Raw genomic sequence first — 23,882 nt, forward strand, 5'->3', positions numbered from 1 at the left:
CTTTAGAACAAGGTATAAAACCTGCTGATATATTAAACGATGGTTTGATTTCTGCAATGGGTGAAATAGGCGATAAATTTAAAGAAGGACAAATATATGTTCCAGAAATGTTAATCGCAGCTAAAGCAATGCAAGCTGGACTTAAAGTTTTGGCTCCATCTCTAAAAGCTGAAGGTGTTGAACCAATAGGAAAAGCAGTTATAGGTACTGTAAAAGGGGATTTACACGATATAGGTAAAAACTTAGTTAAGATGATGATGGATGGCGCTGGTATAGAAATGGTCGACTTAGGTGTTGACGTTCCAGAAGAAAAATTTGTTGAAAAAGCTGAAGAAATAGGAGCAGATATAATTTGCTTATCAGCTTTACTTACAACTACAATGCCGGCAATCGAAACTACTATAAAAGCATTTGAAGAAAAAGGAATTAAAGATAAATATATATTCATGATAGGCGGTGCTCCAGTTTCAGAAGAATACGCAAAACAAGTACATGCAGATTACTATACTACTGATGCAGCAGCTGCAGCAGATGTAGCTAAAAATGTACTTAAAGCTAAAAAATAATATAGGCGTTTAAACAATCTGAAAAATAAATAATTATATTGGGAGGAACGGTTATGAGTATAAAATTTAATAAATTGGCATACGATTCAGTTGATGATTTTGTTTATGGTTCTTGTAAGAAACCAGTAACAACTAAAAGCGGTTTAATAATAGGTGGTGACGAAGTTTATCCAGAATTAAACTTCACATTGCCATCAATGATAGTTAATGAAGATAGTATAAAAGATGCATATCAAATATATAAAGATATGACTAATGGTATATTAAATAGAGCTAGAGAATTATATGCTCCAGGAGTAGTTATAGAATATGAAACTCTTCCTGAATTTACTGAAAATCCTAAATGGGGTATTGAAGTAAGTAAGATCATAGTAGATACTATGAAAGAATACGAAGCTAAATACGGTCTAAAATCTGCTTATAGAGCTACTCCAAACGACTTAAGAGAGATGAATAGACCTCCAATTATGAGAAGCGGTAAGTATTGGGAAGCTATGATTGAAAGCTTCGCTGGTTGCTCACAAGCTGGCGCTGACTTTATCTCTGTTGAATCTACTGGTGGTAAAGAATTAAACGACGAAGCTTTAGTAAATGCAGATATTAAACAAGTTATATTTGCACTTGGAGTTTGTGGATGTAGAGATATGAAATTCTTATGGAAAAACATAGCTGATATTTGTAAAGCTAATGGCTCACTTCCAGCAGGGGATTCTGCTTGTGGATTTGGTAATACTGCTATGGTACTTGCTGAAAGAGGTATGATACCAAAAGTATTTGCAGCAGTAGTGAGAGTTGCTACAGTTGCTAGAGCTTTAGCTGCTTTTGAAGAAGGAGCTGTAGGCCCATCTAAAGACTGTGCTTATGAAGGTATTTATCTAAAAGCAATTACAGGCTCTCCTATATCTTGTGAAGGTAAATCAGCTGCTTGTGCTCACTTATCTCCAATAGGTAATATAGCAGCTGCTGTAACTGATTTATGGTCTAATGAATCTGTCCAACAAGTTAAATTATTAGCTGAAATGGCACCAGTTGTATCTATAGAACAATTAATTTACGATACAAGACTTATGAATACTGCTACTAAGAAAGGATTTAGAAGAGAATTTAGAGATTTACTTGCTGAATCTGATGCACGACTTGATCCTCAAGCTTACGTATTAAAACCACAAGTTGTATTTGATATAGCTGGCGAATTAGTCAAAGCTGAAAATTCATTTGAAATGACTAAGTTAGGTGCTAAACTTGCTCTTGATAAGATAACTGAAGCTGTAAATAGCGGTGAAGTTTATGTAGAAGAAAGAGAAAAGAAATGGCTAGATATCATAGGAAATCAAATTGAAGATATAGCAGATGATGAATTAGAATTTTATGACGATATGCAAGATGAATTAGATATGGATAAATTTATACCAGCTGAATACGGCTTATAAATTTTAATCTAATATAAATTAAAATAAATCTTATAAATAAAAAGCTTATAATTTTAAACTAAATAAACTTAAGCTGTCCCAAAGTAACCATCTCAAATTTTGGGACAGTTTCTCTATATATTACAGGAAAAATATTTTTAAATTACAGGATAGGCGTTTAGATTATAAAAAATGTTTTAGGGTGGTTAAATCTTTTAAAATAAGGGTGGTATGGCTTATGAAGGTAAAATTAGATATTGTATCGGGATTTTTAGGAGCAGGAAAGACTACTCTTATAAAAAAACTTGTGACTGAAGGTTATAGGGACGAAAAAATCGTCGTCTTAGAAAATGAATTTGGAAAAGTAGGAATTGATACTGACATACTAAAAAATACTGGTGTCGAAGTAGAGGAAATAACAGCAGGATGTATTTGCTGTAGTTCGTCGGGGGATTTTCTCTCTTCAATAGAAGATATAATAAATAAATTTAATCCTGATAGGATAATTGTAGAACCTACAGGTGTCGCAAAATTAAGCGAGATATTAAGAGCGTGTAAAGATTTTAAATTTAAAAATCTATTTAAAATCAATAATATTATCTCTGTATTAGATGTAAAGCGATTTGACTTTGTATCTTCATACTCCAAGGTATTTGTAGACGATCAAATTGCAGTATCAAAAACTATTGTTTTAAGCAAAAATACAGGTGTTGATATAAAATATATTGAAGGGATGTATTCGTATATCAAAAATATAAATATAAATGCAAATATTATAAACGAAGATATTTACAATATAAGTGGGCGAAATTTGATTGAAGCTATTGAAAATAAAATACAAGACTACGACATGTTAAAAATATTAGATAAACTAGATAAGGACGAGACTAGAAATCCATATCATTTTTCTACATTGGAATTTAAAACAAAGAAATCTATAGATTATAGCGATATAAAGCTCATCTTTAAGTGTTTTGAAGATGAGGATACTTATGGCAAAATCGTAAGAGGAAAAGGGATTTTGCAAAATAGAGATAAAAATTGGTACAAATTTGATTATGTTGAAAATGAAATAAATGAAGAAAGCTATTATAAAGAAGAAAGTGGAGCGATTTGTATTATAGGATACAAATTAAACAAGAAAAATATTTTAAATTTATTTGAATAAAATAAGTTAAAAACAGATATAGCTTTTAAATAATTTAAATTTATTTATTTTAATTTTATTTATATCTTTTTAAAATAGACTTTTCTTATCAAATAAGTTATAAGGAAAGTCTATTTTATATTATCCATTTTGACGATATTGTTTAGGAGTCATTTTCGTCAAGTTTTTAAATACTTTTGAAAAATAGCTTTGATCTTCAAAGCCGACTTCCATAGCTATTTCTACTATAGAAAAATCAGTATTTTTAAGTAGCAGTTTGCTTTGCTCGATTCTTATTTTATTTAAATAATTTGAAAAGCTTACGCCCACTTCTTTTTTGAATACACTTGAAAAATAAGATGGGTTTAGATGTACTATATTAGCGACTTTTTCTAAATTTATATCTTCGTTGTAATGTTCATTTATATATGATATACATTTTTGGATTAATACAGGGTTTTTAGACTCGTTAAAGTTAAATACGTTTTGAGTAAAGCTATCTAGCATGTGAACAACCCAATAAGATAAATCTTCGATATTTTTTATATTTGATATTTTATATAAAAACTTGCTATTTAAGTCTATTATCGTATTTGAGTCGGCTCCGCCGTCTATAGACGCCCTAGACAACAATGTGCAAAGCTCTAATGTCTTTGATTTTATTACATTTATATTGTTTCCTGAGGCAAATAAAATACGACCTATCATATCGTTTAGGATATTTTTAGCTCCTATAACATCCCCATTTCTAACTTTTAATAATAATTCCTTTTCTGTTTCATAAGAGTAAAATTCTACATTTTGCTCATCTTTAATAGTCTGTATTTTTTCATTTAAATCAGATTGATGAGAAGCTATTAATCTCTTTCTTTCAAGCTCTTTTTTCTCATCACTTAAAAGACTATAAACTACAATAAACAACAAGTTGCCTAGATGCCTAACTCTTGTAGGGTCTATAACTTGAATACTTCTTATTTTAGATTCCACCATCCCAAGATATTTTAAATCTATATTGAATTTTTGCATAATTTCAGAAATCATAAGTTCATCAGAAAAATCCATAAGTATAGGACCAGCTAGCACAGAACCTCTAAATACACCTTTTTTTATAACTGGAACAGTATAGTGAATAAGCCCAGCAGGACAAAAGAATGTATAAGCTTCTCCTAACGCTTCTGATTGTTTAGCTGCATATATATGAGTTTGAGAACAGGGGTTCATATCTCCTGTAAACTCTTTGAAAAATTTGCAAAAAGGTTCTTCATTCCCAATTGAATACACAGAACTTCCGTTTTCATCTAGTAAGACAAGTGGAATATTAGTAGAATAAGAATATGTAGTTAGTGCCTCTTTTAAACTTTCTAAAAATTTTTCTTTCATTACACTTATCACCACAACTTCATATTTTAATTACTTTAATTTATATAAAAAATTCACTACGTTCATATCGCCAAGGACTTCGTCCGTTGCTTAAAAATCGCTTTGCTCATGACGCCAACGAATCGGAGATTACGTTGCTTAAAAATCGCTTTGCTCATGACGCCAACGACTTCGTCCGTTGCTTAAAATTCGCTAGAATTAAAAAAGTTATCTTCTTACTATGTATAAATTTTTAAGTGAATTTCATTTTATATATCCTATAAATAAACATATTATTATACAATTCGATTTTTGCAATCTAAATCCCTTCTTAATTCAAATTATATTTTTAATAAAGTTAAAGATAACTCTTTAGTAAAATATTTATAAATCTTAAAAATGTTATGATTTCGTGATATAATGTAAGGAAAAATTTATAGATTTTATACAATATAAGATGTATATTATCTATAATGACTAAATGATAAGGGGGATAGAGATGATATTAAACAAAAAATTTATACCACTGTTTTTATCTTTATCACTAGTACTTCCTAATATAGGACCTATTTATTCTTATGCTGAAGTAAAGGCAACTTTTAAGAAGGAACAAAAAAAGATTGAAACAGAAAACAATCAAAAACAAAGAGTCTCAAATCAACTAGAAGATAAGTTTGATTTAGAAAAAGTATCAGGAAGTTATGTGGCAAAACACATAAATAAATACAACTCTAAAGAAAACTTTGAGTATGCTGTAAAAGAAGTTTTAAATTATTATTATGACAAAGATCAAAGTAAAAAGATAAATCAATTTAAAGCAGTTATAGACTCTAGGGCAGATGATTTAATAAAAGATTATGAAGATGCATCAGAAGAAAAACAAAGTGATGAAGAGTTAGGTTATAAACCTGGTGAAGTCATTGTTGAATTTGAAAATGATGTAAATAAAGAGTTAAAAGAAGCTGTTGTAGACAATCTAGACGGTGAAATAGAACAGCTTATGGGAAAAAATATAGGTGTAGTCGATATATCAAACTCTGAAACTGTAGATAAGGCGATAGAAAACTACGAAGACAGTAGTTTTATAAAATCAGTACAGCCTAATTTCTCATATAAAACTACGTCTAGCTCTAGTACATATAAAGCTACAACTAGTACTAATGATGAGTACAGCAAGGCACAATACTATTTAAAAAGTTTAAAAATATACGAAGCTTGGGACTACTTAAAAGACTACAAAACATCTAAAGTAAAAGTAGCAGTACTAGATACTGGTATGGATGTAAATCACCCTGACTTAAAAAGCAATTTATATCTTGCAGTAGATGCTGAAAACAACTATTCTCAACTTACTAAAGATAAAAACTATCATGGGACGCATGTATCTGGAATATTGGCAGCTACAACTAATAATGCTATCGGTATTTCAGGTATTGGAAACAACAATATAGAGCTTATGAATATAAATGTATTTTGGGGAAACAAAAACAGCGCAGAAGCTTTTACAAGTGATATTTTAAACGGATATAATTACGCCGTTAAAAAGGGCGCACAAGTTATAAATATGAGTCTTGGTAGATTGGTAGACGATAATTTTTATGAAGATGCAGATAAAGAACAAGATAAATTATTAGAGAAGGCTATAAATAACGCCAAAGCAAAGGGAATTGTCACTGTTTGTTCAGCAGGTAACAACAACAGCACTATGAAGTTTTATCCTGCTGATTTTGACTCTTGTATATCTGTAATAAATATAGATCAAAACGACCAAAAGGCGGCTGATTCAAATTACGGAACTAAAAAGGATATATCTGCATATGGAGTAGATATATACAGCACAATTCCTTATACCAATGGACAAAGATATATGTATGACAGCGGAACATCTATGTCTGCGCCAATAGTCTCTGGTATTGTGGCTATGATGAAGTCTAAAAATCCAAACGCTACAGTAGACGAAATAAAATCAGCTCTATATTCTACAGCTGACGATATAGGTAGACCGGGAAAAGACAGTTATACGGGATACGGCAAGGTAAATGCCTTAAAAGCAGTAAAAGCTATAGGCGGTGGAACACTTATAAATAAACAAAATACAAGTACAGACAACAAAAACAATACATCTGTACCTAATAAAAATAACACTACAAATAATAAGAATAACACCACTGTCGACAAAAATAATAATATAGCTAATAAAAATAATACAACTGTAAACAAAAACAATGCCACAACTAATAAAAATAATACGGTAGCTAAAAAGAATATGGCTACACTTACGATAAATACTTTAAATTCATCTAGTACATATATAAGCGGTAAGGCGCTAAGCTCCGCTACTATTAAAGTATATAACTCAAAAGGCAAGATTATAGCTTCTGGCAAAGCTTCAAATAATAAATACAGTATTAAAATACCTAAGCAGCCTGGCGGCTCTACTATAAAAGTAGTAGCTTCTAAGACTAATTACAACTCAAAGAGCGCTACAACTACAGTATTAAAACAATTTGGCTCTTTAACATGTAACAATATATATAAAACTAGCACGAGTATAAGTGGAACAGGAACAAAAAACGCCACTATAAAAGTTTATGTAAATAAAAAGCAAGTGGGAAAACAGACTACAGTAAATTCTAAAGGAAAATACAAGGTGTTTATTCCAAAACAAAAGAAAAATACTGTGATAACTATTCAGATGTCTAAATCAGGATATGTTACGAAGAGTATTAATAGGACTGTAAAATAAATAATTTTAAAATGTAAATAGATCTTTACTTAAAATTATTAAATGACATAAAAATAATAAAAATCCCCCTATATAGAGTGTTCTACTATATAGGGGGATTTTTATTTCTAATGAAAGCTAATTTAAAGAAATATACAAAATCGCCCTCGCCATAAGCGAAGCAAATTTAAAGCAACAGTATCTTCGATTTGTTGGTGCTATGAGCGAAGCGAATTCTAAGCAACGGAATCTTTGATTCGTTGGCGTCATGAGCGAAGCGAATTTTAAATCACATATTTTATAAAGCTATCTGGAAAAATCTCTTTAATCTCTTTTTTAAAGAAATCCTTCATATCATCTAATTCTTCTTTAGAATATACGTATTTGCCGTATCCAAATTGACCGTATTTAAATTTTCTATCATCATCATTCATAGGCAATGTAGTCTCTGGATATATTTCGTTTATTCTATTTTTTGCTTTTGTAGTGTATCTATGAGATATCACTTCAAATATAATGCTTTGATTAAAATCTTTTGGGAGTTTTTCTTTTATACTTTTAATTAAATCTCTGTATTCATCTTTCCAATTTTCATAAAGAAATACGGGTGCGATTATAAAACCTATTTGGTATCCTGCATTAGCTACTTTTACAGCAGCTTCAATTCGCTTGCTGGCAGAAGCTGTATAATGTTCGTAAATGTCGATTATTTTTGGTGTATTTATGCTAAATCTAATTTCTGTGTGGTTGTTGTGGTTTGCATCTAATAAACTATCTACATCATTGTATTTAGTCACAAATCTAAAGCGAGCTTTTTCTTCTGCTCCCATAAATTCTATCGTTTTTCTCAAAGAATGAGTATAGGGTTCAAGTGGTATAGGGTCGGATGTCGCCGCACCTTCAAATATAGTTACAGCAGGCGATCTTTCGTCTATATATTCTTTTGCTTTTTTTAAGATATCGTCTATATTGACAAACACCCTTATATAAGGCTTATCGCCTAATTGAGTATTTAGATAGCAGTATTCACATCTTCCCATACAGCCGCTGACTAAAGGCAGTTGATAATTTGCAGATGGCTTACATGTTTGAAACTTTAGACTTTTACGATAACCGACGACTAATGTCTCTTTTCCGGATCTGTATTGTTCATATAAGTTGTCTCCAGGGATATTGCTTTTGATTCTGTTAGAACTTGTATTTATAATTTCAATATTTGGAATGTCTTTTACTTTATTGAAGATATTTTGACCTATTTCAGTATCTAATGAACCTTTTTCAAATATAACCCTTTTAGGAATAAACATTATATCACCTCTTAATACGTTTTTCTTTTATTGTTTGTTTATTTGAATTTTACATACAGATAAAAATTATAAATCTTTAGGTACTATAACGCCCAATCTTTTGGAGTTTTTTATGGCTTCTTGTGTATTTACTTTTATATGAAATAAGGTTTGGTTGTAATCTAAAATTATGTTTTCTTTTGATGTTGCTTTTGGAATGTCTTTATTTAGACAGATATATTTGTAAATTTCTCCTTCTAATGCCTCTTTTATTGATGTATAACAATCGTCTAAGTTATCGTCATAGACTGTAACTTCTTCAAAGTCGTATATTCTAATTTCGTAGTCATCACTACTGTGATTTATTATTATTGCTGGAAATTCATAGTTTTCTTCGTACATAATACCCCTCCTAATTATTATATAAGTTAATTATGGCAGTTTTATGTATTTTTTGTCAAATTTTCAAATAATGTGGAGCATTATTATTTTTTTTGAATAGAATATAATAAATGGGGTGATATTTATGGATTTGAGTCAATATACTCAATATATGGTTCCATTGGTTATTGGTTTTTGTATGTGCATAGGTTATGTAATTAAAACAAGTTTAGATTTTATTCCCAACAAGTATATTCCTTTGATTATGCTAATGGTTGGGGTAGTTATAAATGTATCACTAAATGAGAAGATTACAGCAGAAATCGTAATTGCAGGAGCATTAAGTGGTCTGGCGAGCATTGGTACGCATCAAACATGTAAATGTTTGAATCGCCGAAGAGAAGGCTGCAATGAAAACAAAGCAGATAAAAAAGACATACAAAAGAAACAAGATGAAGATCTTAAAAATTGACAAATGAAGTAATATGTAGTAATTAATCCAAATTCGATTACTATTATTACTATAAAAAATAAATTTAGGGCCTACATTGTATGATCTGATATAAGAGCACTAAATGGTGTAGGTTCTTCTTAACAAGTATATTAAATGGAAAATGAATATCTTAGAAGGCAAATTTTTAAAATATTACTCCATTGTTTAAATGCCTATACAGTATTTTAGAAAAATATAGCGACAACGACTTTGTACGTTGCTAAATTAAAAAATCTTTATTTTTTAAATAAAGATTTTTTTGTTATAGTTGTAAAATATCAAGAATATGGATAAAATTTAAATATATTTAATCAATATAAGCCTAAGCAAAAGACAGAGTCTACACAAATATATAAAATTTTTAAGAAGAAGACAAAGTCAATAGCTATAGACAAAGTGAATTAATTGAAAGGATAGGGAATACAATGACTTTAAAAATTTGTTTGGCAGTAATTATAACATTATTACTTGTATTAATAATTGCATCAATTTTTGTCGGAAACTTTTTTTACAACTTAGCTATAAATCCAAATTCCTCAAAGAAAATGATTTTTAGCAATGATGGGCTAAGTCACCACGAGCTAACACCAGAAGAAGAATGGCTTGAAAAATCATCTAAATTTGAAGAAGTATTTGCAACTTCATTTGACGATCTTAAATTACATGGTTACCAAGTACTAAACAAAGACACACATAAATGGGCGGTGACTGTTCATGGATATATGGCAGATGCATTTAGTCTTAGTACAAAGGCTTTTCACTACTATAACGAGGGATATAATGTATTAGCTATGGATTTAAGAGGGCATGGAAAAAGCAAGGGAAATTATATAGGAATGGGATATCACGATGCAAAAGATCTTATAAAGTGGCTTGAATATATAATTTCAAAAGACAAAGAAGCTGAAATATTAATACACGGTGTATCTATGGGAGCTGCAACTGTTATGATAGCATCTTCACTAGATAATCTACCTCAAAATGTAAAAGTAATAATAGAAGACTGCGGATATACGACAGCTTTGGAACAATTTAAATATCAATTAAAAAAATTATTTAATATGCCGTCATTTCCAATATTAAATATAGCAAATTTAATGGTAAAAATAAAATCAGGATACTTCTTAAATGATGCATCTCCAATAGAAGCAGTAAAAGAAGCTAAAGTTCCTATTATGTTTATACATGGAGATGATGATAAGTTTGTACCATTTTATATGTTAGACGAGCTTTATGAAGCATGTAGCAGCGAAAAGCAAAAATTAGTTATACATGGGGCGAGCCACGCACACTCAGAAGACGAAAATCCTGAAAAGTATTGGAAGGAAGTCGACGCATTTATAAATAAATATATATAGAGTATAAACTACATCTAAAATATGATTTATACTTAATAAATTGAGAAAGGGGTTAATAGATGAAAATATACACTAAAAGCGGGGACAAAGGGACAACTTCCTTAATAGGAGGAAACAGAATAGAAAAAGACAGCATAAGAGTAGAGGCTTATGGAACAATAGACGAATTAAACTCTTATATAGGTCTTTGTTATCATTATTTAAAAAATGAAGATAGAGATGCTTTGAGAAAAATCCAAACTAAATTATTTGATGTGGGGGCAGAGCTTTCATCTTTAAATTATAAAAGACTAAAAACCATTTTAACAAGTGAAGATGTAGAAGAATTAGAAAATTTAGTAGATTATTATACATCAAAAGTAGAAAAAATAAACGAATTTATAATACCAGGAACATCTCTTTGCTCAGCTAATTTACATATAGCGAGAACAATATGTAGAAGGGCAGAAAGAAGGATAACTACTTTATCAAAACAAGATGAAATAAATCCTGAGCTTCTAAAATATATAAATCGATTATCCGACTTTTTATATATACTAGCTAGATATAGCGAAGACGATATAATACCGATAAAATTTTAAAATATAAGAAAACTCCAAAGTTTATTTACTTTGGAGTTTTTGTATTTAGCTTCCTATTAAGTATTGGTACTTTAACGCTTGAAGAAAGCACATTGTAATTTAATATCTCTTCTTGTGTCATTAAGAAGTTATCTTCTCTACACGCTCTTATAAACACTTTTGTAGAGTAGATGTTTTGAGCTAATAGTTTTAGTGAAGGATGTTCTTTAAATAACATTAAAATCACAGCCAACATAACTATATAGACTTTAAGCGATAAATAGAAAAAGTGGCGTTTAAATTTATTATATTCGCCAGATTCTTGTAAAAATAGACGAATAAGAGCATAAGCCTTCATATAATCATTTTGTGTTTGTAGAGATATACTTCTAACTATGCTTGTCTTTCTAATTCTGTAGTAATATAGTGCGTCGTTTATAACGGCTATTTTATCAGCTTTATACATTAATTGTGACATAACAGCAAAATCTTCAAATTTCATATTTGGAAATGTGCTGTAGTTTTCAAATATTTCTCTTTTCCATAATTTATTCCATAAATAAGAATGAATTAAGTTATCTGGAATTAATCCCTTTAATATTTCATGTTTATCAAATACACCCCTTCTAAACTTGTAAAGCACAGGTTTAGCTAGATTTATTTGTTCGTAATATCTATAAAAATTGCAAATTACTATATCGCTTCTAGTATCTATAGCTGCGTCATATAATCTGCTTAAGTAGTGTTCTCTTACAAAGTCATCACTATCTAAAAAAGCTAGGTATTCACCTTTTGCGTGCTTTAGTGCAGTATTACGAGTTGTTGCAACACCGCTGTTTGCTTGATTTATTACTTTTATTTTTGAAGATTTATTTTCATATTCCCTTAAAATCTCAATTGAGTTGTCACTAGACCCGTCGTTTACACATATAACCTCATAAGCTTCAAAGTCCTGATTTAATATAGAATCTAGACAGCGAGGTAAGTATTGTGCTGTATTGTAAACAGGTACAATAACACTAATTTTTGGATTTATAGTATTCATAAGTCACCGCCTTAATAATATTTTAATAAAGTATATAATACCAACCTTTTAATAAAGTATATCATACAACCCTTATATCTAATCTTACAGTTTTATTACAAATACGTAATAAAATTGACAGTTTTACTTACATAATGGATGAATAAATATATTTTAAGGCTATAAAACTAAGATAATAGGTGGATTTAATGCTTGTAAAAAACTTAAATATTTGTAATAAGTTTAAATAGATGAAATTTAAATTTGTTATAATAATATTAATATATAACTTAATTTTTAAAAATTAAAGGGGTGTTTTAATGATTATAAAAGGCGATTTTAATGAAGCTGAAGTATTTACAGAGAATATAGATAAAGAGACAATATCTCAAATAAAACAGCTTTTAGATCAAGAATTTGTTAAAAGCTCAAATATTAGGGTTATGCCAGACTGTCACAAAGGAGCAGGATGTGTTATAGGTACAACAATGACTATAAAAGATAAAATCGTACCTAATTTAGTTGGAGTCGATATAGGATGTGGAGTATAATAATGGTGAATATGAAGAAAAATCAAAAGAAATAATAGAAAGCTATAAAAAATCAGGCAAGAAAAAGAAAATTGAAAAAGAGCTTAAAAAGTTAAAAGAATCTCTTAAAATAGAAAGCAAAATACCAAAAGACTTATGTTATGTACAAGGACAAGACCTAGATGATTATCTTCACGATATGGACATAGTTCAAAGATATGCATCTAAAAATAGAGAGCTTATGGCAGAGAAAATTGTAGAATTTATAGGACTTGATTACGAAAGTCTAAATAAATTTGAAAGTATACATAATTATATAGAAGTAGACAAGTATATGCTTAGAAAAGGTGCTATTTCTGCATATGAAGGAGAAGATGTTCTTATTCCGATAAATATGAGAGATGGGGTTATTATCGGAAAGGGCAAGGGCAACCCAAATTGGAATTATTCTGCACCACATGGAGCAGGGAGAATACTTTCGAGGGCAGAAGCTAAAAATAAAATCCATATGAATGATTATAAAGCTTCTATGAAAGATATTTTTACAACTTGTGTAAATGTATCTACACTAGATGAAGCTCCACAGGCGTATAAGCCGATTGAAGAGATAATAAACAATATAACAGACACAGTAGATATCAAAAAAATCATAAAACCAATATATAATTTTAAAAGTAATTAAGTGTAAATATGCTTAATTCTGGGTAAAAATATATAAAATACAATTTGGTTTTATTTAGGGGGGATAATATGGAACCATTAGTAGTAATAATACAAGGTAGACAATTTAAACTTAAAAATCTAAATAATTTAGTGGCTTCAATATTTGGAGAGAATTATTTTGATTTATCACAAGACGAAAGGCTAAAAATCAGATATGAAAAATCACATGCTATAAGCAAATTTCATAAAAATCTACCAATAGTGCATACAGAAAAGGGGACATACGGAGACGATTTTGAAATAATCAAAAAAGATTACGACTTTGAAAATGCCTTTATAATAGACGATGATTATTCATATATACTGTCTTTATGTAAGATAAATAGCTTTATGTTACTTGAAGTCAGAAATTCAAATATATTTACAGGGTTAATCGATAAAAACAAGATAAAAGACGATTTAGTAATAGTAAATCACTTTGCAAAAGATATTTTAGAAGACTTATATCATTAGTAAGTTATTGATATATTGTTATTTAATTATTAATAACTTATTAGTTAATTGATTAAGATAAGCTTACAATATAATATAAAATAGTTTAGTAAATATAAAGGGGATAGGTTTACATAATTTAATTACAGTGAACTTATTCCCTTTATATTTGAAATGACAAAAATGTAATTTAATATTTTGTAAAAATAATTTATAATTATGTAAGAATATATTATAGATATTTATTATATTAACTCAATATATGGGTTATTATATATTGAGGAGGAAGGATGGTATAATTTGAATAATAAAATTTTAGTTGCGGATGATGAAAAGGAAATAAGAGACTTACTTGAGATATATCTTATAAATGAAGGCTATAAAGTTATAAAAGCGCAAGATGGACAAGAAGCTTTAGATATAATAGATAAAGAAGAAATAGATTTATTAGTTTTAGATATAATGATGCCTAGAGTTAACGGTATAGAAGTATGTAAAAAAATAAGAGAAACAAAGAATATACCTATATTAATGTTAAGTGCAAAATCTGAGGATATGGACAAAATACAAGGTCTTATGACAGGTGCAGATGATTATATGACAAAACCTTTTAATCCATTAGAATTTACAGTAAGGGTCAAAGCACTTCTTAGAAGAAGTTATTACTTAAACAACAATAGCTCTTCTGAAGAATCGGATTTAATAAATGTAGGTTCGCTTACAATAGACAAAACTAGACATAGAGTAGTGGCAGCGGGGGAAGAGATATCTCTTACAGCTAGAGAATTTGATATACTATATCTAATGGCTAGTAACAAAGGTAGAGTATTCTCATCTGAAGAAATATTTGAAAAAGTATGGAAAGAAAAATACTTCCAATCAAATAATACTGTTATGGTCCATATTAGTAGACTTAGAGATAAACTTGATAAATGTTTAAATGGTGAAAAAATAATTCATACAGTATGGGGAGTTGGTTATAAAATTGAAAAATAAAAAGGCGCTTTACTACGCCATATTACCTATAGCTTATTTTATTTTAAGCCTTACTTGTGTATCTATTACTTTTGTAGTTTTAAAGATAATTTTAGATATATACTACAGATATAATAGTCAATATGGTGGAACTTTAATCGATGCAATAAAATTCTTTATGCTTTTTAAAGCGCAAAGTGGATTAGACCGCAATTTAAATTACGTTATAATCGCAATATGCACATTAATAGTATACTACTTATTTATGAGAAAGACATATGTCGGTTTAGCCAAAATTGTAAATGCTACAAACCAAATGGCAGCTGGAGACTTGGACAAGGTTATAGAGATAGATTGTAAAGGAGATACAAAAAAATTAGGAGATAATATAAATATAATCTCAAGCCTTTTAAAAGATGTCACTATACAAGAGAGAAAAGCACAACAGACAAAAGCCGACCTTATAACTAATGTATCACACGATTTAAGAACGCCTCTAACTTCTATAAAAGGCTATTTAGGACTTATAAATGGAGATAATTATAGAGATGAAGTTCAACTTAGATATTATGTAGATATAGCATATGAAAAGTCTAAAGAACTTGAAGTACTTATAAATGACTTGTTTGAACTTACAAAAGTCCAAAATAACTCTATTACATTAGATAAGATAGATATAGACTTAGTCGAATTATTAAATCAAATTATATTCCAATTTGGGTACCAATTTGAAAGTGAAAAAATAAAAGAAAGAAGCTTCTTTTCAGAAGATAAACTGATTATCTCTGCAGATCCAAATAAATTAGTTAGAGCATTCCAAAATCTAATAAATAACGGAATTAAATACGGAACAGGAGAATTTCTCGATATATACGCATATAAAAAGAATGATTATGCAGTAGTGGATGTAATAAGCTATGGTAATCCAATACCAGCAGTTGAGCTTCCGTATATATTTGATAAATTTTATAGAGTAGATAAATCTAGAAATAAAAATGACGGTGGCTCAGGGCTAGGCCTTGCGATAACAAAGAGTATAGTATCGCTTCATGGAGGGATTATAACTGCTCAAAGTGATGGAGAAAAAACTATATTTAAAGTTATGTTGCCGTTATTAAAAGATAAAATCAAGATTAAAAAAGAGTTGTAAAATGATATTTTACAACTCTTTTTATTATAGATATTAGTCTGACTATATTTACACACTCACTTACATACTTAATAAAACACCAGCTATGTGGATTGGAAAATGATAGTTATACTAAAAATCACCTTTTTGGTATATTTTTTTGTATATAATGTAGTTATTTAGTCTACAAATACAATAAATAAAGCTGATTAAATGAAACTAGAAAAAATTAACAGGTGTTATTTGTATATTATATATACATCTAATTTAAGATATAATATATAATATAATATTGTAGTAAAGTTATAAAAATAACTACTATGAACATATTAAAGTAATTTACATTCTAGGAGGAAATCGAAATGAGTAAATCACCAGTGCCAACTCCGCATTTAGAAGCTAAAGTTGGAGACATAGCAGAAACAGTATTATTACCAGGAGATCCACTAAGAGCTAAATTTATAGCTGAAACTTTCTTAGAAGATGTTGTTCAATACAACACTGTAAGAGGTATGTACGGATACACAGGATACTACAATGGTAAAAGAGTATCTGTTCAAGGTTCAGGAATGGGTATGCCATCAATGGGAATATACTCTTATGAGTTAATACACTTCTACGGTGTTAAAAACCTTATAAGAATAGGTTCTGCAGGAGCTATAAGCGATAAATTAAACTTACATGACGTAGTAATAGGTATGTCAGCTTCTACTGATTCAAACTATTCATCTCAATACAACTTACCAGGTACATATGCACCTACAGCAAGTTTCGAATTATTAGAAAAAGCTGTAAATGCAGGTCGCGAATTAAATATAGAAACAACTGTAGGAAACATAGTATCAAGTGATGTATTCTACGGAGATAATGGGCTTGAAGGATTTAAATCATGGCAAAAAATGGGCGCTCTTTGTGTAGAAATGGAAGCAGCAGCTCTTTACATGAATGCAGCTAGAGCAGGAGTTAATGCTCTTTGTATAGTAACTATATCTGACTGCCCATTAAGAGGAGAAGAAACTACATCAGCTGAAAGACAAACTGCTTTCACTAACATGATGAAAATAGCTTTAAGCTTAGCTTAATAATAAATAGCTTATAAAACGTTTAAATTTCAACAATATAAAAATGTTTTTATGACAAGTGTGTACCTAAATTTATTTTTAGGTACACACTATTTTTCTATTCTAAATATATCTACAGTTTTAGTTTTTGTGTATGGCTTACCATATTCATTGATACAAAGCTAGTTGCTAACTTTATAAAATTCTTGTACTACTTACAATATAAACTTTCCTTTTTACTAATATATGATTTAAATGGCTAATCCTATTATCCAAGTTTGTATATTTCTGTTATATAATAAAAACAATTAGTGCATGAAAGTATTGTGGATTAATTTGTTGCATATTTTAACCTCTTGCTATACTATTTATTCATATGGAGTTTATTTCAGTAGTTTTAATAAAACATACGTGTAAATCTTCACCTACTTTATATAGATATGGCCATGTTATGAGCTATAGTATGAGTATTAATATGCATTGTATAAATTCAGCTTAATCATAAGATTATAAGGGGGCATATAAATGAAAGTAAATAAAAAATTATTTATAATTATAATTAGTGTTTTAGTAATAGGAATAGTAGTTGGTATTGCAGCAACTAGTTCATATAATTTTAAAAAACAAAGTGAAGAAATGCCAAGTCAGAATATTATAGATAGTATAACACAACACTTCAAAGAAAAGGAAAATGATTATACTAAAACAAATGTTAGCTTAAATAGAAATACTAATACTTTAGTTATATATATAAATAATCCAAAGGAAAGTGTTTTAGATATGAAAGAAGATTATGATGAAATCGTTAAAATAATAGATGAAGAGCAAAAAGGAATCGAATCTTTGCTAAAAAATAGTGGATATAGTACAAAAGTTCATATAATAGTTACAGATCAGTATAACAATGAATTTATAGATACAGATGATATATAAAATGAATAGCAAGTAAAAATACAATGCATGAATTAAAAGTTTTATTTTATAAAAATTAATATTTAAAGTGGTTAATAAGTTCGTTGTAATTTAGAAGTCACTTATTTTATTGTTTTAATTATATAAATCACTAAAATGATATTTTATATTGTTCGTTGATGTGTGAATGTTTTTGTAAGGTGTAAAATTATAATCCCGGGAATTTTTAACACTTCGACGAATTTTTTTATAAAAACGCATTGGAAAGTTTGTGAAAATAGACTATATATTACATTGTTTACCTTAATATAGGGGCATAAATATAGACAATATAAAAATAAAGCCTACTAAATATATTAAGTAAGCTTTATCTCATTTCGCATTAAAATACTCTAAATACTCCTGTAACAGTTCCAACAATTTCAACATCTCTTTCGTTTAAAATGATAGGGTCCATAAAGTCATTTTCAGGTTGAAGTCTAACGTTGTTGCCTTCTTTGAAAAATCTCTTTACAGTAGCAGATTCTTTATTTACTAAAGCTACTACTATTTGTGAGTTAGAAGCTGTAGCGCCTTTATCTACTACTACATAGTCGTTATCTAAAATACCGGCATTTATCATACTTTCACCTTTTACTTTTAGTAAGAATGTGTCAGTACCTTTGATAAGTTGTGCTGGTAATGGTATATATTCTTGGATGTTTTGTTGAGCAAGGATTGGTTCTCCAGCGGTTACTTGACCTACTAGAGGTAAATTGATCATCTCTTGCATTACAGTATTGTTATTGTTTGCAAATACATTACCACCGTCTAGTATTTCTATAGCTCTAGGTTTTGTAGGGTCACGTCTTATATATCCTAATTTTTCAAGTTTATTTAAGTGAGAATGTACTGTAGAAGTAGACTTAAGTCCTACTGCTTGACATATTTCTCTAACTGAAGGCGGATAACCTTTGGCTAGAAGTTGTTCCTTAATAAACTCTAGAATCATGAGTTGCTTGTTAGATAATTCACTTGAACTCATTAAAATCACTCATTTCCTTGTTTATTTGTAAAGTTATCTATACTTTGACTTTACTTTATTATATTGTACCATAATGTTTTTTTTTATACAAACATTTGTTCTGATTTTTAACAATTTTTATAATCTAAATTATCTATAAGTATTATCTATAAGTTGCTCATCAGATGATCTAAATAATATCGTATATATAGATATATATTATTTATTCGGATTTATCTTTATCGCTATTATCCTGATTGCTATTATCTTGGTCATATGATTTATCATAAGCTTTATCATCTAGAGAATTTCCAATGTGTCCTAAATCATTATCAACTTGAATATCTTCTAAAGTAATATCTTGAGGTTCTTCGTCTAACCACTCAAAATTATTAACTATATCGCGTTTTATGTTTTTCTTGTGTGCAGCGTATAGTTGGGTCGTTGTCACGTTGTCGTGGTCTAATAACGCCTTTACATCGTATATAGAAAATCCAGATTGAATTAGAGAAGTAGCGGCTGTTGCTCTCAGCTTGTGAGGGGAATAGCCCTTGTCACGAGATGTATTCATACAAATAGAAGTATACTTCTTAACAAGCTGTCTTATTGCCCTCGATGTAAGTCGTTTTTTCTGTAATGATAAAAATAACGCATCTTTAACTTCTTCATCTAAATCGTCTGACTTTGGTCTTTCACAATTTATATAATCTATTACTACAGTTTCACAAGTCTTATTTATCGGCATTAAAACTTCTTTGCCACGTTTTCTATATATTTTAAATTCGCCCCTTGAAAAATTAAACGAAGATATATTTAGCTCACGAAGCTCGTTTAATCTAAGTCCATATGTGACAAATAAAGCGAGTATAGCCTTGTCACGCAGTTTTGTCTTTTCCCAATATACTTTTTCTTTATCTGTTAAGCCCTTGCCGCTTTCAACAGCTTCTAACATTATCATAACTTCATCAATGTCAAGTCTCTTTATAGCGTCTGGTTGGGGTTTAGGAAGCTTTATAGGATTAAATCCATCTGTTATGTTAGTAGGTAGCTGCTCATTTCTATATAAGAATTTAAATAGGGTAGAGAGAGATGATTTTTTTCTAGCTAAAGCTCTATTGTTGTTTTCATATACAAATGTGTGATCTTCTCTTTCTTTATAGTATCTAGGGCAGAAATCGCCTAAGAATAAATTTATATCTCTTGATTTTATATTTTTAAAGTCTTCTATAGTCAAGTCTTTTATATCATCTTTATCTGTAAGTCCGCTTTCACTTACTATATAGTCGCAGAAGAATATAATATCTTCTAAATAAGCTGCTCTTGTCGAAACTGCAACAGAACCTTTTAAATATACAAAGTAATCTTTCATAAAAGAAGGCAGTCTCTTTTCGTATTTTATAGCCTTTTCGATTAGCAAATGGTCTCTAAGTACGATATTATCCGGCTTATCTGATTTGTTGCTTATTTTTAATTCTTTTTTATCACTCAATTTACTACCTCCAATAAGTAATGTTTTAATTTGAATTAAATATATGTATTTATATTTTCTATTATTCTATCATTGAAAATAGTTTACTTCAAATATAAATATTGTGTAAATAAAATTATGAAATGTGATAAAGTCATAGACAAAATAAATTATAGGTGTATAATATATTTTGCATAATAATAATTATATAAAGGAGAGTAAAATGACAGAACCATCAGTTTATCATAGTCAAGGATATAATTGTGCTGAAGCATTAATAAAATCATATAACGAGGAACATAATACAGATATACCGATAGCACTTGGGAGTGCAATGGGTACTGGGATGTCTGTAGGAAGCTTATGTGGTGCTGTAAATGCTGCAGCAATGATAATTGGATATGTAAAGGGGAGAGAAAGCAACCAAGATATCAATGTAGCTAGAGCTTATTCAAGAGAGTTAATGAAGAATATAAGAGAGAACTTCGACTCTGAAATTTGTCTAGAGCTTAAACAAAATAAAGTGAGTTGTGAAGAGATAATTGATCATTCATATGAAGCTTTAAAAGAGTTATTAAGTAAATAGATATTGTAAGCTCAAATATAAATTTACGAAATAAGAGGTCTATATATTAATTTATTAAGTTAATATATAGACCTTTAATATTTCTTTCAAAATATAGATATTATATAGATGTATATGTATTTGATATTAGGCTATTAATTAGTTTATTATTTAATTAATAGAACATTAAAATAAAGGCTTTTGAAGTAGAGTCAGTATTATTTATATAACTATGAAGCTTATTGCCTTTAAAGTGTATTACCTCGCCTTCTTTTGCGCTATATTCATTTCCATCCATAAGTAAAGTTAGCTCGCCAGATGTTATTAGTGCATATTCTTCAACTCCGTTAAAATGAGATGAAGGGTTTGTTTGTGATTGTGGTTTATCTTAAAAATATTTAAAGGCAGTTAACATTATACATTAACTGCCTTTAAAATTTAATATACTTTAATTTGTTTATTTAATAACTCATATTTTATAAATAACATTTACTATAAGTATTATCACCTAAGATATAATCTCTAGAAACCCTTCTAGAAACGCTGCATAATACTTCATAATTAATAGTTCCACGTCTAGAAGCTAAGTCCTCTGGTGTAACTTCAGCTTCATCTCCCATTATTAAAACTTCGTCTTCTATATTTACAGATAAATTTTCTGGGATTTTAACCATACATTGATCCATGCATATTCTTCCGACAACATCACATAAAACGCCGTTTATCATTACTTTAGGGCTATTTTGTGTTCTATCAAATCCATCAGCATATCCTATAGCAAGTGTAGCTAATTTAGACTCTTCTTTAAACTCATAAGTATATCCATAGCTTACTTTTGTGCCAGGAGATACTGTTTTTATGTTTGTTATTATAGTCTTAAGTGCCATAGCAGGTTTTAGCTTCGTATTTTTAGAAACTTCATCAGATGGATAGCATCCATACAAACCTATACCAAGACGTACCATATTAAATCCTAGTTCTTTTAAATCTATGATAGCAGCTGTGTTTGATACATGTTTAAAGATTATATTTACATTAGCTTTATCTAAAGCAGATATAACTTTTTTATATCTTTCTAATTGTAAATAAGTTTCTTTTTTGTCAGTTTCATCAGCAGTAGCGAAATGAGTGTATATACCGTCTAAATTTAAGTTTTTCATCTCACTAAGTTTTAAAATATCTTCTATAGTAGTTTCTATATTATTTTCATCTGTTACAAATCCAAGTCTGCTCATACCAGTATCTAATTTTATATGTATACTAGCTTTTTTGCCTAACTTTTCGGCCTTTTCGTTTATCATTTTAGCCATTTCATAAGAATACACAGTTATCCCAATATATCTATGTATAGCTTCTTCTATATCACATTCAGATATATAACCCATACAAAGAATAGGAGTATGGATGTTGTTGTTTCTAAGTTCGATAGATTCTTCAAACCTAGCTACTGAAAAATAATCTACTTTTTCTTGTTGTAACATTTTTGCAACTTCAACAGCTCCATGGCCATAAGCATCTGCCTTTACAACGCAACAAACCCTTGTATCAGGTTCTAATGTGTTTTTTAGCGAGTGGAAGTTGTGTTTTATATTATTTAAATTGATTTCTGCCCAAGTTCCTCTTTTCATATTTAAAATACCTTCTTTCATATTTTAATATTTGATGTTGATTTTTAAATATTTAAATAAAATTTATTTAAGTTTATATTTTATATTATATATTTTTTTATTTTATCATTCATAAGTGTTTACTTCAAATAAAATTTCACAAAAGAATGGTAGAATTATAAATATTTATGAAAATAAGATCTTATATGTTAAAAATAATAAAAAGAAGTTCTCTATAGTCAAAATAGGTATTAGGTTTTTAAACTTTTTGCCCTTGTGGTGAATTAATCTCATAGATAAGAGAATGCTGAATGAACCTCCCATAAAGGCTAAGGTTAAAAGCGTTTTTTCTGAAATTCTAAATTGATTTTTGATGGCTCTTTTTTTGTCTATACACATTAGACAGAAGAGAAGTGTGTTTATTGATATTAAGTAAAATATAAATAACATGATAATCTCCTTTGTTTTATTTTAGATATTTATTATAGTAAATATGGATTTATAATGAAAGATTTTTTTATATAAATAGAGTAAATAGATTAAAAAGTAAGAAAATATATCTTTTTTATAATACAGTGAAAGTAGATAATATTTTTCATTGTATAAATTAAAAGGAGTGATTACAGTGAAAGTAGATAATATTTTTCATTGTATAAATTAAAAGGAGTGATTATTGTGGAATCTATTTTAGAAAGTAGTCAGCAAATAATTAGTAGAATTGAAGAAATATTAACACATGATAAAGAAAAAAACATAAATTTCAATTGAATTCAAATAGTAATGAAATTGTTATTAGGGATTCTTTTACAACTAGAAAAAAGGACTCATTTATAGATAGAATATACAGTTTGATATAAACACAGAGGAGGATATAAATCATATCTAATTATTCCCTAAATCTACATTTGAGGAATAGTTATAGATAACTGATAATCATCGAAAATACCATTTTCGATGTATTTTTAAGTTAATCAATTTTTTGAGATTGTCTCTAGAGTTTTTAAGTATTTTTAAAAGCTATAAATTCTATATAAATTTAAAAACACCTAAAAACATCTTTTATATTTAATATTTCAAGACACAAGATAGAAATAATATAAAAATTAATATTAAATAATTCAAAATAAAAGATAGCATTATATAGTCTATTTTGTTTTAGATCCCTAAAT

The 23,882-nt window shown here is 28.8% G+C and carries 20 protein-coding genes and 1 pseudogene; 14 read left to right on the top strand and 7 right to left on the bottom strand.

Going from position 1 to position 23,882, the window contains the following annotated elements; translation table 11 throughout:
- The 3 genes from ABCM86_RS11060 to ABCM86_RS11070 form a co-directional block, all read left to right on the top strand.
- Positions 1-566 (top strand): corrinoid protein (locus ABCM86_RS11060; RefSeq protein ID WP_343004010.1); only part of this gene is annotated, 566 nt, incomplete at its 5' end.
- 53 nt (positions 567-619) lie between these two features.
- Positions 620-1,996 carry a methyltransferase MtaB domain-containing protein gene (locus ABCM86_RS11065; RefSeq protein ID WP_343004011.1) on the top strand — a complete coding sequence of 459 codons (1,377 nt, stop codon included), beginning with the start codon at positions 620-622 and terminating at the stop codon, positions 1,994-1,996.
- A gap of 217 nt (positions 1,997-2,213) precedes the next feature.
- Positions 2,214-3,143 carry a GTP-binding protein gene (locus tag ABCM86_RS11070; RefSeq protein WP_343004012.1) on the top strand — a complete coding sequence of 310 codons (930 nt, stop codon included), beginning with the start codon at positions 2,214-2,216 and terminating at the stop codon, positions 3,141-3,143.
- A gap of 120 nt (positions 3,144-3,263) precedes the next feature.
- On the opposite strand, the gene ABCM86_RS11075 is transcribed toward ABCM86_RS11070, so the two are convergent.
- A complete protein-coding gene (locus tag ABCM86_RS11075; protein WP_343004013.1) occupies positions 3,264-4,502 on the bottom strand; it encodes a PocR ligand-binding domain-containing protein in 1,239 nt (412 codons plus the stop codon).
- A 478-nt stretch (positions 4,503-4,980) separates the two neighbouring features.
- On the opposite strand from ABCM86_RS11075, the gene ABCM86_RS11080 reads away from it, so the two are divergent.
- Positions 4,981-7,227 carry a S8 family serine peptidase gene (locus tag ABCM86_RS11080; protein ID WP_343004014.1) on the top strand — a complete coding sequence of 749 codons (2,247 nt, stop codon included), beginning with the start codon at positions 4,981-4,983 and terminating at the stop codon, positions 7,225-7,227.
- 263 nt (positions 7,228-7,490) lie between these two features.
- On the opposite strand, the gene splB is transcribed toward ABCM86_RS11080, so the two are convergent.
- Together splB and ABCM86_RS11090 are read right to left on the bottom strand one after the other, a co-directional pair.
- Entirely contained in the window at positions 7,491-8,513 is a 1,023-nt protein-coding gene (splB, locus tag ABCM86_RS11085; protein WP_343004015.1) for a spore photoproduct lyase, read from the bottom strand.
- Between the two features lie 66 nt (positions 8,514-8,579).
- The gene (locus ABCM86_RS11090; protein WP_195931229.1) at positions 8,580-8,894 is read right to left on the bottom strand and encodes a hypothetical protein; all 315 of its coding nucleotides are present in this window, start codon (positions 8,892-8,894) and stop codon (positions 8,580-8,582) included.
- Between the two features lie 151 nt (positions 8,895-9,045).
- On the opposite strand from ABCM86_RS11090, the gene ABCM86_RS11095 reads away from it, so the two are divergent.
- The 3 genes from ABCM86_RS11095 to ABCM86_RS11105 all read left to right on the top strand — a co-directional run bounded on the left by ABCM86_RS11095 (position 9,046) and on the right by ABCM86_RS11105 (position 11,305).
- On the top strand, positions 9,046-9,345 hold the full coding sequence (locus ABCM86_RS11095) for a phage holin family protein (protein WP_295572047.1): 300 nt from the start codon (positions 9,046-9,048) through the stop codon (positions 9,343-9,345).
- Positions 9,346-9,791: 446 nt separating this feature from the next.
- The gene (locus ABCM86_RS11100) at positions 9,792-10,724 is read left to right on the top strand and encodes an alpha/beta hydrolase (protein WP_195930910.1); all 933 of its coding nucleotides are present in this window, start codon (positions 9,792-9,794) and stop codon (positions 10,722-10,724) included.
- 59 nt (positions 10,725-10,783) lie between these two features.
- Positions 10,784-11,305 carry a cob(I)yrinic acid a,c-diamide adenosyltransferase gene (locus tag ABCM86_RS11105; RefSeq protein ID WP_195930909.1) on the top strand — a complete coding sequence of 174 codons (522 nt, stop codon included), beginning with the start codon at positions 10,784-10,786 and terminating at the stop codon, positions 11,303-11,305.
- Between the two features lie 25 nt (positions 11,306-11,330).
- On the opposite strand, the gene ABCM86_RS11110 is transcribed toward ABCM86_RS11105, so the two are convergent.
- Positions 11,331-12,329 (bottom strand): glycosyltransferase, encoded by a 999-nt coding sequence (locus tag ABCM86_RS11110; RefSeq protein ID WP_343004017.1) that lies wholly within the window; start codon positions 12,327-12,329, stop codon positions 11,331-11,333.
- Positions 12,330-12,628: 299 nt separating this feature from the next.
- Between ABCM86_RS11110 and ABCM86_RS11115 the strand changes: the two are divergent.
- The 6 genes and pseudogenes from ABCM86_RS11115 to ABCM86_RS11140 all read left to right on the top strand — a co-directional run bounded on the left by ABCM86_RS11115 (position 12,629) and on the right by ABCM86_RS11140 (position 18,091).
- Positions 12,629-13,520 (top strand): annotated as a pseudogene (locus ABCM86_RS11115) (RtcB family protein).
- A gap of 68 nt (positions 13,521-13,588) precedes the next feature.
- Positions 13,589-14,014, top strand: a complete 426-nt coding sequence (locus ABCM86_RS11120; RefSeq protein ID WP_295677692.1) for a hypothetical protein — start codon at positions 13,589-13,591, stop codon at positions 14,012-14,014.
- A gap of 279 nt (positions 14,015-14,293) precedes the next feature.
- Positions 14,294-14,989 carry a response regulator transcription factor gene (locus tag ABCM86_RS11125; protein WP_195930905.1) on the top strand — a complete coding sequence of 232 codons (696 nt, stop codon included), beginning with the start codon at positions 14,294-14,296 and terminating at the stop codon, positions 14,987-14,989.
- A complete protein-coding gene (locus ABCM86_RS11130) occupies positions 14,979-16,118 on the top strand; it encodes a HAMP domain-containing sensor histidine kinase (RefSeq protein ID WP_295735284.1) in 1,140 nt (379 codons plus the stop codon). Before ABCM86_RS11125 ends, ABCM86_RS11130 begins: the two co-directional genes overlap by 11 nt.
- Positions 16,119-16,459: 341 nt before the next feature.
- On the top strand, positions 16,460-17,179 hold the full coding sequence (gene deoD, locus ABCM86_RS11135) for a purine-nucleoside phosphorylase (RefSeq protein WP_195930903.1): 720 nt from the start codon (positions 16,460-16,462) through the stop codon (positions 17,177-17,179).
- A 504-nt stretch (positions 17,180-17,683) separates the two neighbouring features.
- Positions 17,684-18,091, top strand: coding sequence for a hypothetical protein (locus tag ABCM86_RS11140; protein WP_343004019.1), 408 nt, complete (start codon positions 17,684-17,686; stop codon positions 18,089-18,091).
- Between the two features lie 361 nt (positions 18,092-18,452).
- On the opposite strand, the gene lexA is transcribed toward ABCM86_RS11140, so the two are convergent.
- Positions 18,453-19,094: a transcriptional repressor LexA gene (lexA, locus tag ABCM86_RS11145; RefSeq protein ID WP_195930902.1), complete on the bottom strand. Its 642-nt coding sequence runs from the start codon at positions 19,092-19,094 to the stop codon at positions 18,453-18,455.
- 202 nt (positions 19,095-19,296) lie between these two features.
- Positions 19,297-20,562, bottom strand: coding sequence for a tyrosine-type recombinase/integrase (locus ABCM86_RS11150; RefSeq protein ID WP_343004020.1), 1,266 nt, complete (start codon positions 20,560-20,562; stop codon positions 19,297-19,299).
- A gap of 202 nt (positions 20,563-20,764) precedes the next feature.
- On the opposite strand from ABCM86_RS11150, the gene ABCM86_RS11155 reads away from it, so the two are divergent.
- Positions 20,765-21,127 carry a C-GCAxxG-C-C family (seleno)protein gene (locus tag ABCM86_RS11155; protein ID WP_195930901.1) on the top strand — a complete coding sequence of 121 codons (363 nt, stop codon included), beginning with the start codon at positions 20,765-20,767 and terminating at the stop codon, positions 21,125-21,127.
- Between the two features lie 455 nt (positions 21,128-21,582).
- On the opposite strand, the gene alr is transcribed toward ABCM86_RS11155, so the two are convergent.
- Positions 21,583-22,734, bottom strand: a complete 1,152-nt coding sequence (alr, locus tag ABCM86_RS11160) for an alanine racemase (RefSeq protein WP_343004021.1) — start codon at positions 22,732-22,734, stop codon at positions 21,583-21,585.
- Positions 22,735-23,882: the final 1,148 nt, after the last annotated feature.

Origin of the sequence: Clostridium sp. 2218st1_F5_2218SCRN_220325 (assembly GCF_039062665.1) — a bacterium.
Classification (GTDB): Bacteria; Bacillota; Clostridia; order Peptostreptococcales; family Peptostreptococcaceae; genus Intestinibacter.

Excerpts from the sequence above, each read along its gene's own strand:
- ABCM86_RS11065 (WP_343004011.1), top strand. The coding sequence starts at position 620 with ATGAGTATAAAATTTAATAAATTGGCATACGATTCAGTTGATGATTTT.
- ABCM86_RS11070 (WP_343004012.1), top strand. The coding sequence starts at position 2,214 with ATGAAGGTAAAATTAGATATTGTATCGGGATTTTTAGGAGCAGGAAAG.
- ABCM86_RS11075 (WP_343004013.1), bottom strand. The coding sequence starts at position 4,502 with ATGAAAGAAAAATTTTTAGAAAGTTTAAAAGAGGCACTAACTACATAT.
- ABCM86_RS11080 (WP_343004014.1), top strand. The coding sequence starts at position 4,981 with ATGATATTAAACAAAAAATTTATACCACTGTTTTTATCTTTATCACTA.
- splB (WP_343004015.1), bottom strand. The coding sequence starts at position 8,513 with ATGTTTATTCCTAAAAGGGTTATATTTGAAAAAGGTTCATTAGATACT.
- ABCM86_RS11090 (WP_195931229.1), bottom strand. The coding sequence starts at position 8,894 with ATGTACGAAGAAAACTATGAATTTCCAGCAATAATAATAAATCACAGT.
- ABCM86_RS11095 (WP_295572047.1), top strand. The coding sequence starts at position 9,046 with ATGGTTCCATTGGTTATTGGTTTTTGTATGTGCATAGGTTATGTAATT.
- ABCM86_RS11100 (WP_195930910.1), top strand. The coding sequence starts at position 9,792 with ATGACTTTAAAAATTTGTTTGGCAGTAATTATAACATTATTACTTGTA.
- ABCM86_RS11105 (WP_195930909.1), top strand. The coding sequence starts at position 10,784 with ATGAAAATATACACTAAAAGCGGGGACAAAGGGACAACTTCCTTAATA.
- ABCM86_RS11110 (WP_343004017.1), bottom strand. The coding sequence starts at position 12,329 with ATGAATACTATAAATCCAAAAATTAGTGTTATTGTACCTGTTTACAAT.
- ABCM86_RS11120 (WP_295677692.1), top strand. The coding sequence starts at position 13,589 with ATGGAACCATTAGTAGTAATAATACAAGGTAGACAATTTAAACTTAAA.
- deoD (WP_195930903.1), top strand. The coding sequence starts at position 16,460 with ATGAGTAAATCACCAGTGCCAACTCCGCATTTAGAAGCTAAAGTTGGA.
- ABCM86_RS11140 (WP_343004019.1), top strand. The coding sequence starts at position 17,684 with ATGAAAGTAAATAAAAAATTATTTATAATTATAATTAGTGTTTTAGTA.
- lexA (WP_195930902.1), bottom strand. The coding sequence starts at position 19,094 with ATGAGTTCAAGTGAATTATCTAACAAGCAACTCATGATTCTAGAGTTT.
- ABCM86_RS11155 (WP_195930901.1), top strand. The coding sequence starts at position 20,765 with ATGACAGAACCATCAGTTTATCATAGTCAAGGATATAATTGTGCTGAA.
- alr (WP_343004021.1), bottom strand. The coding sequence starts at position 22,734 with ATGAAAAGAGGAACTTGGGCAGAAATCAATTTAAATAATATAAAACAC.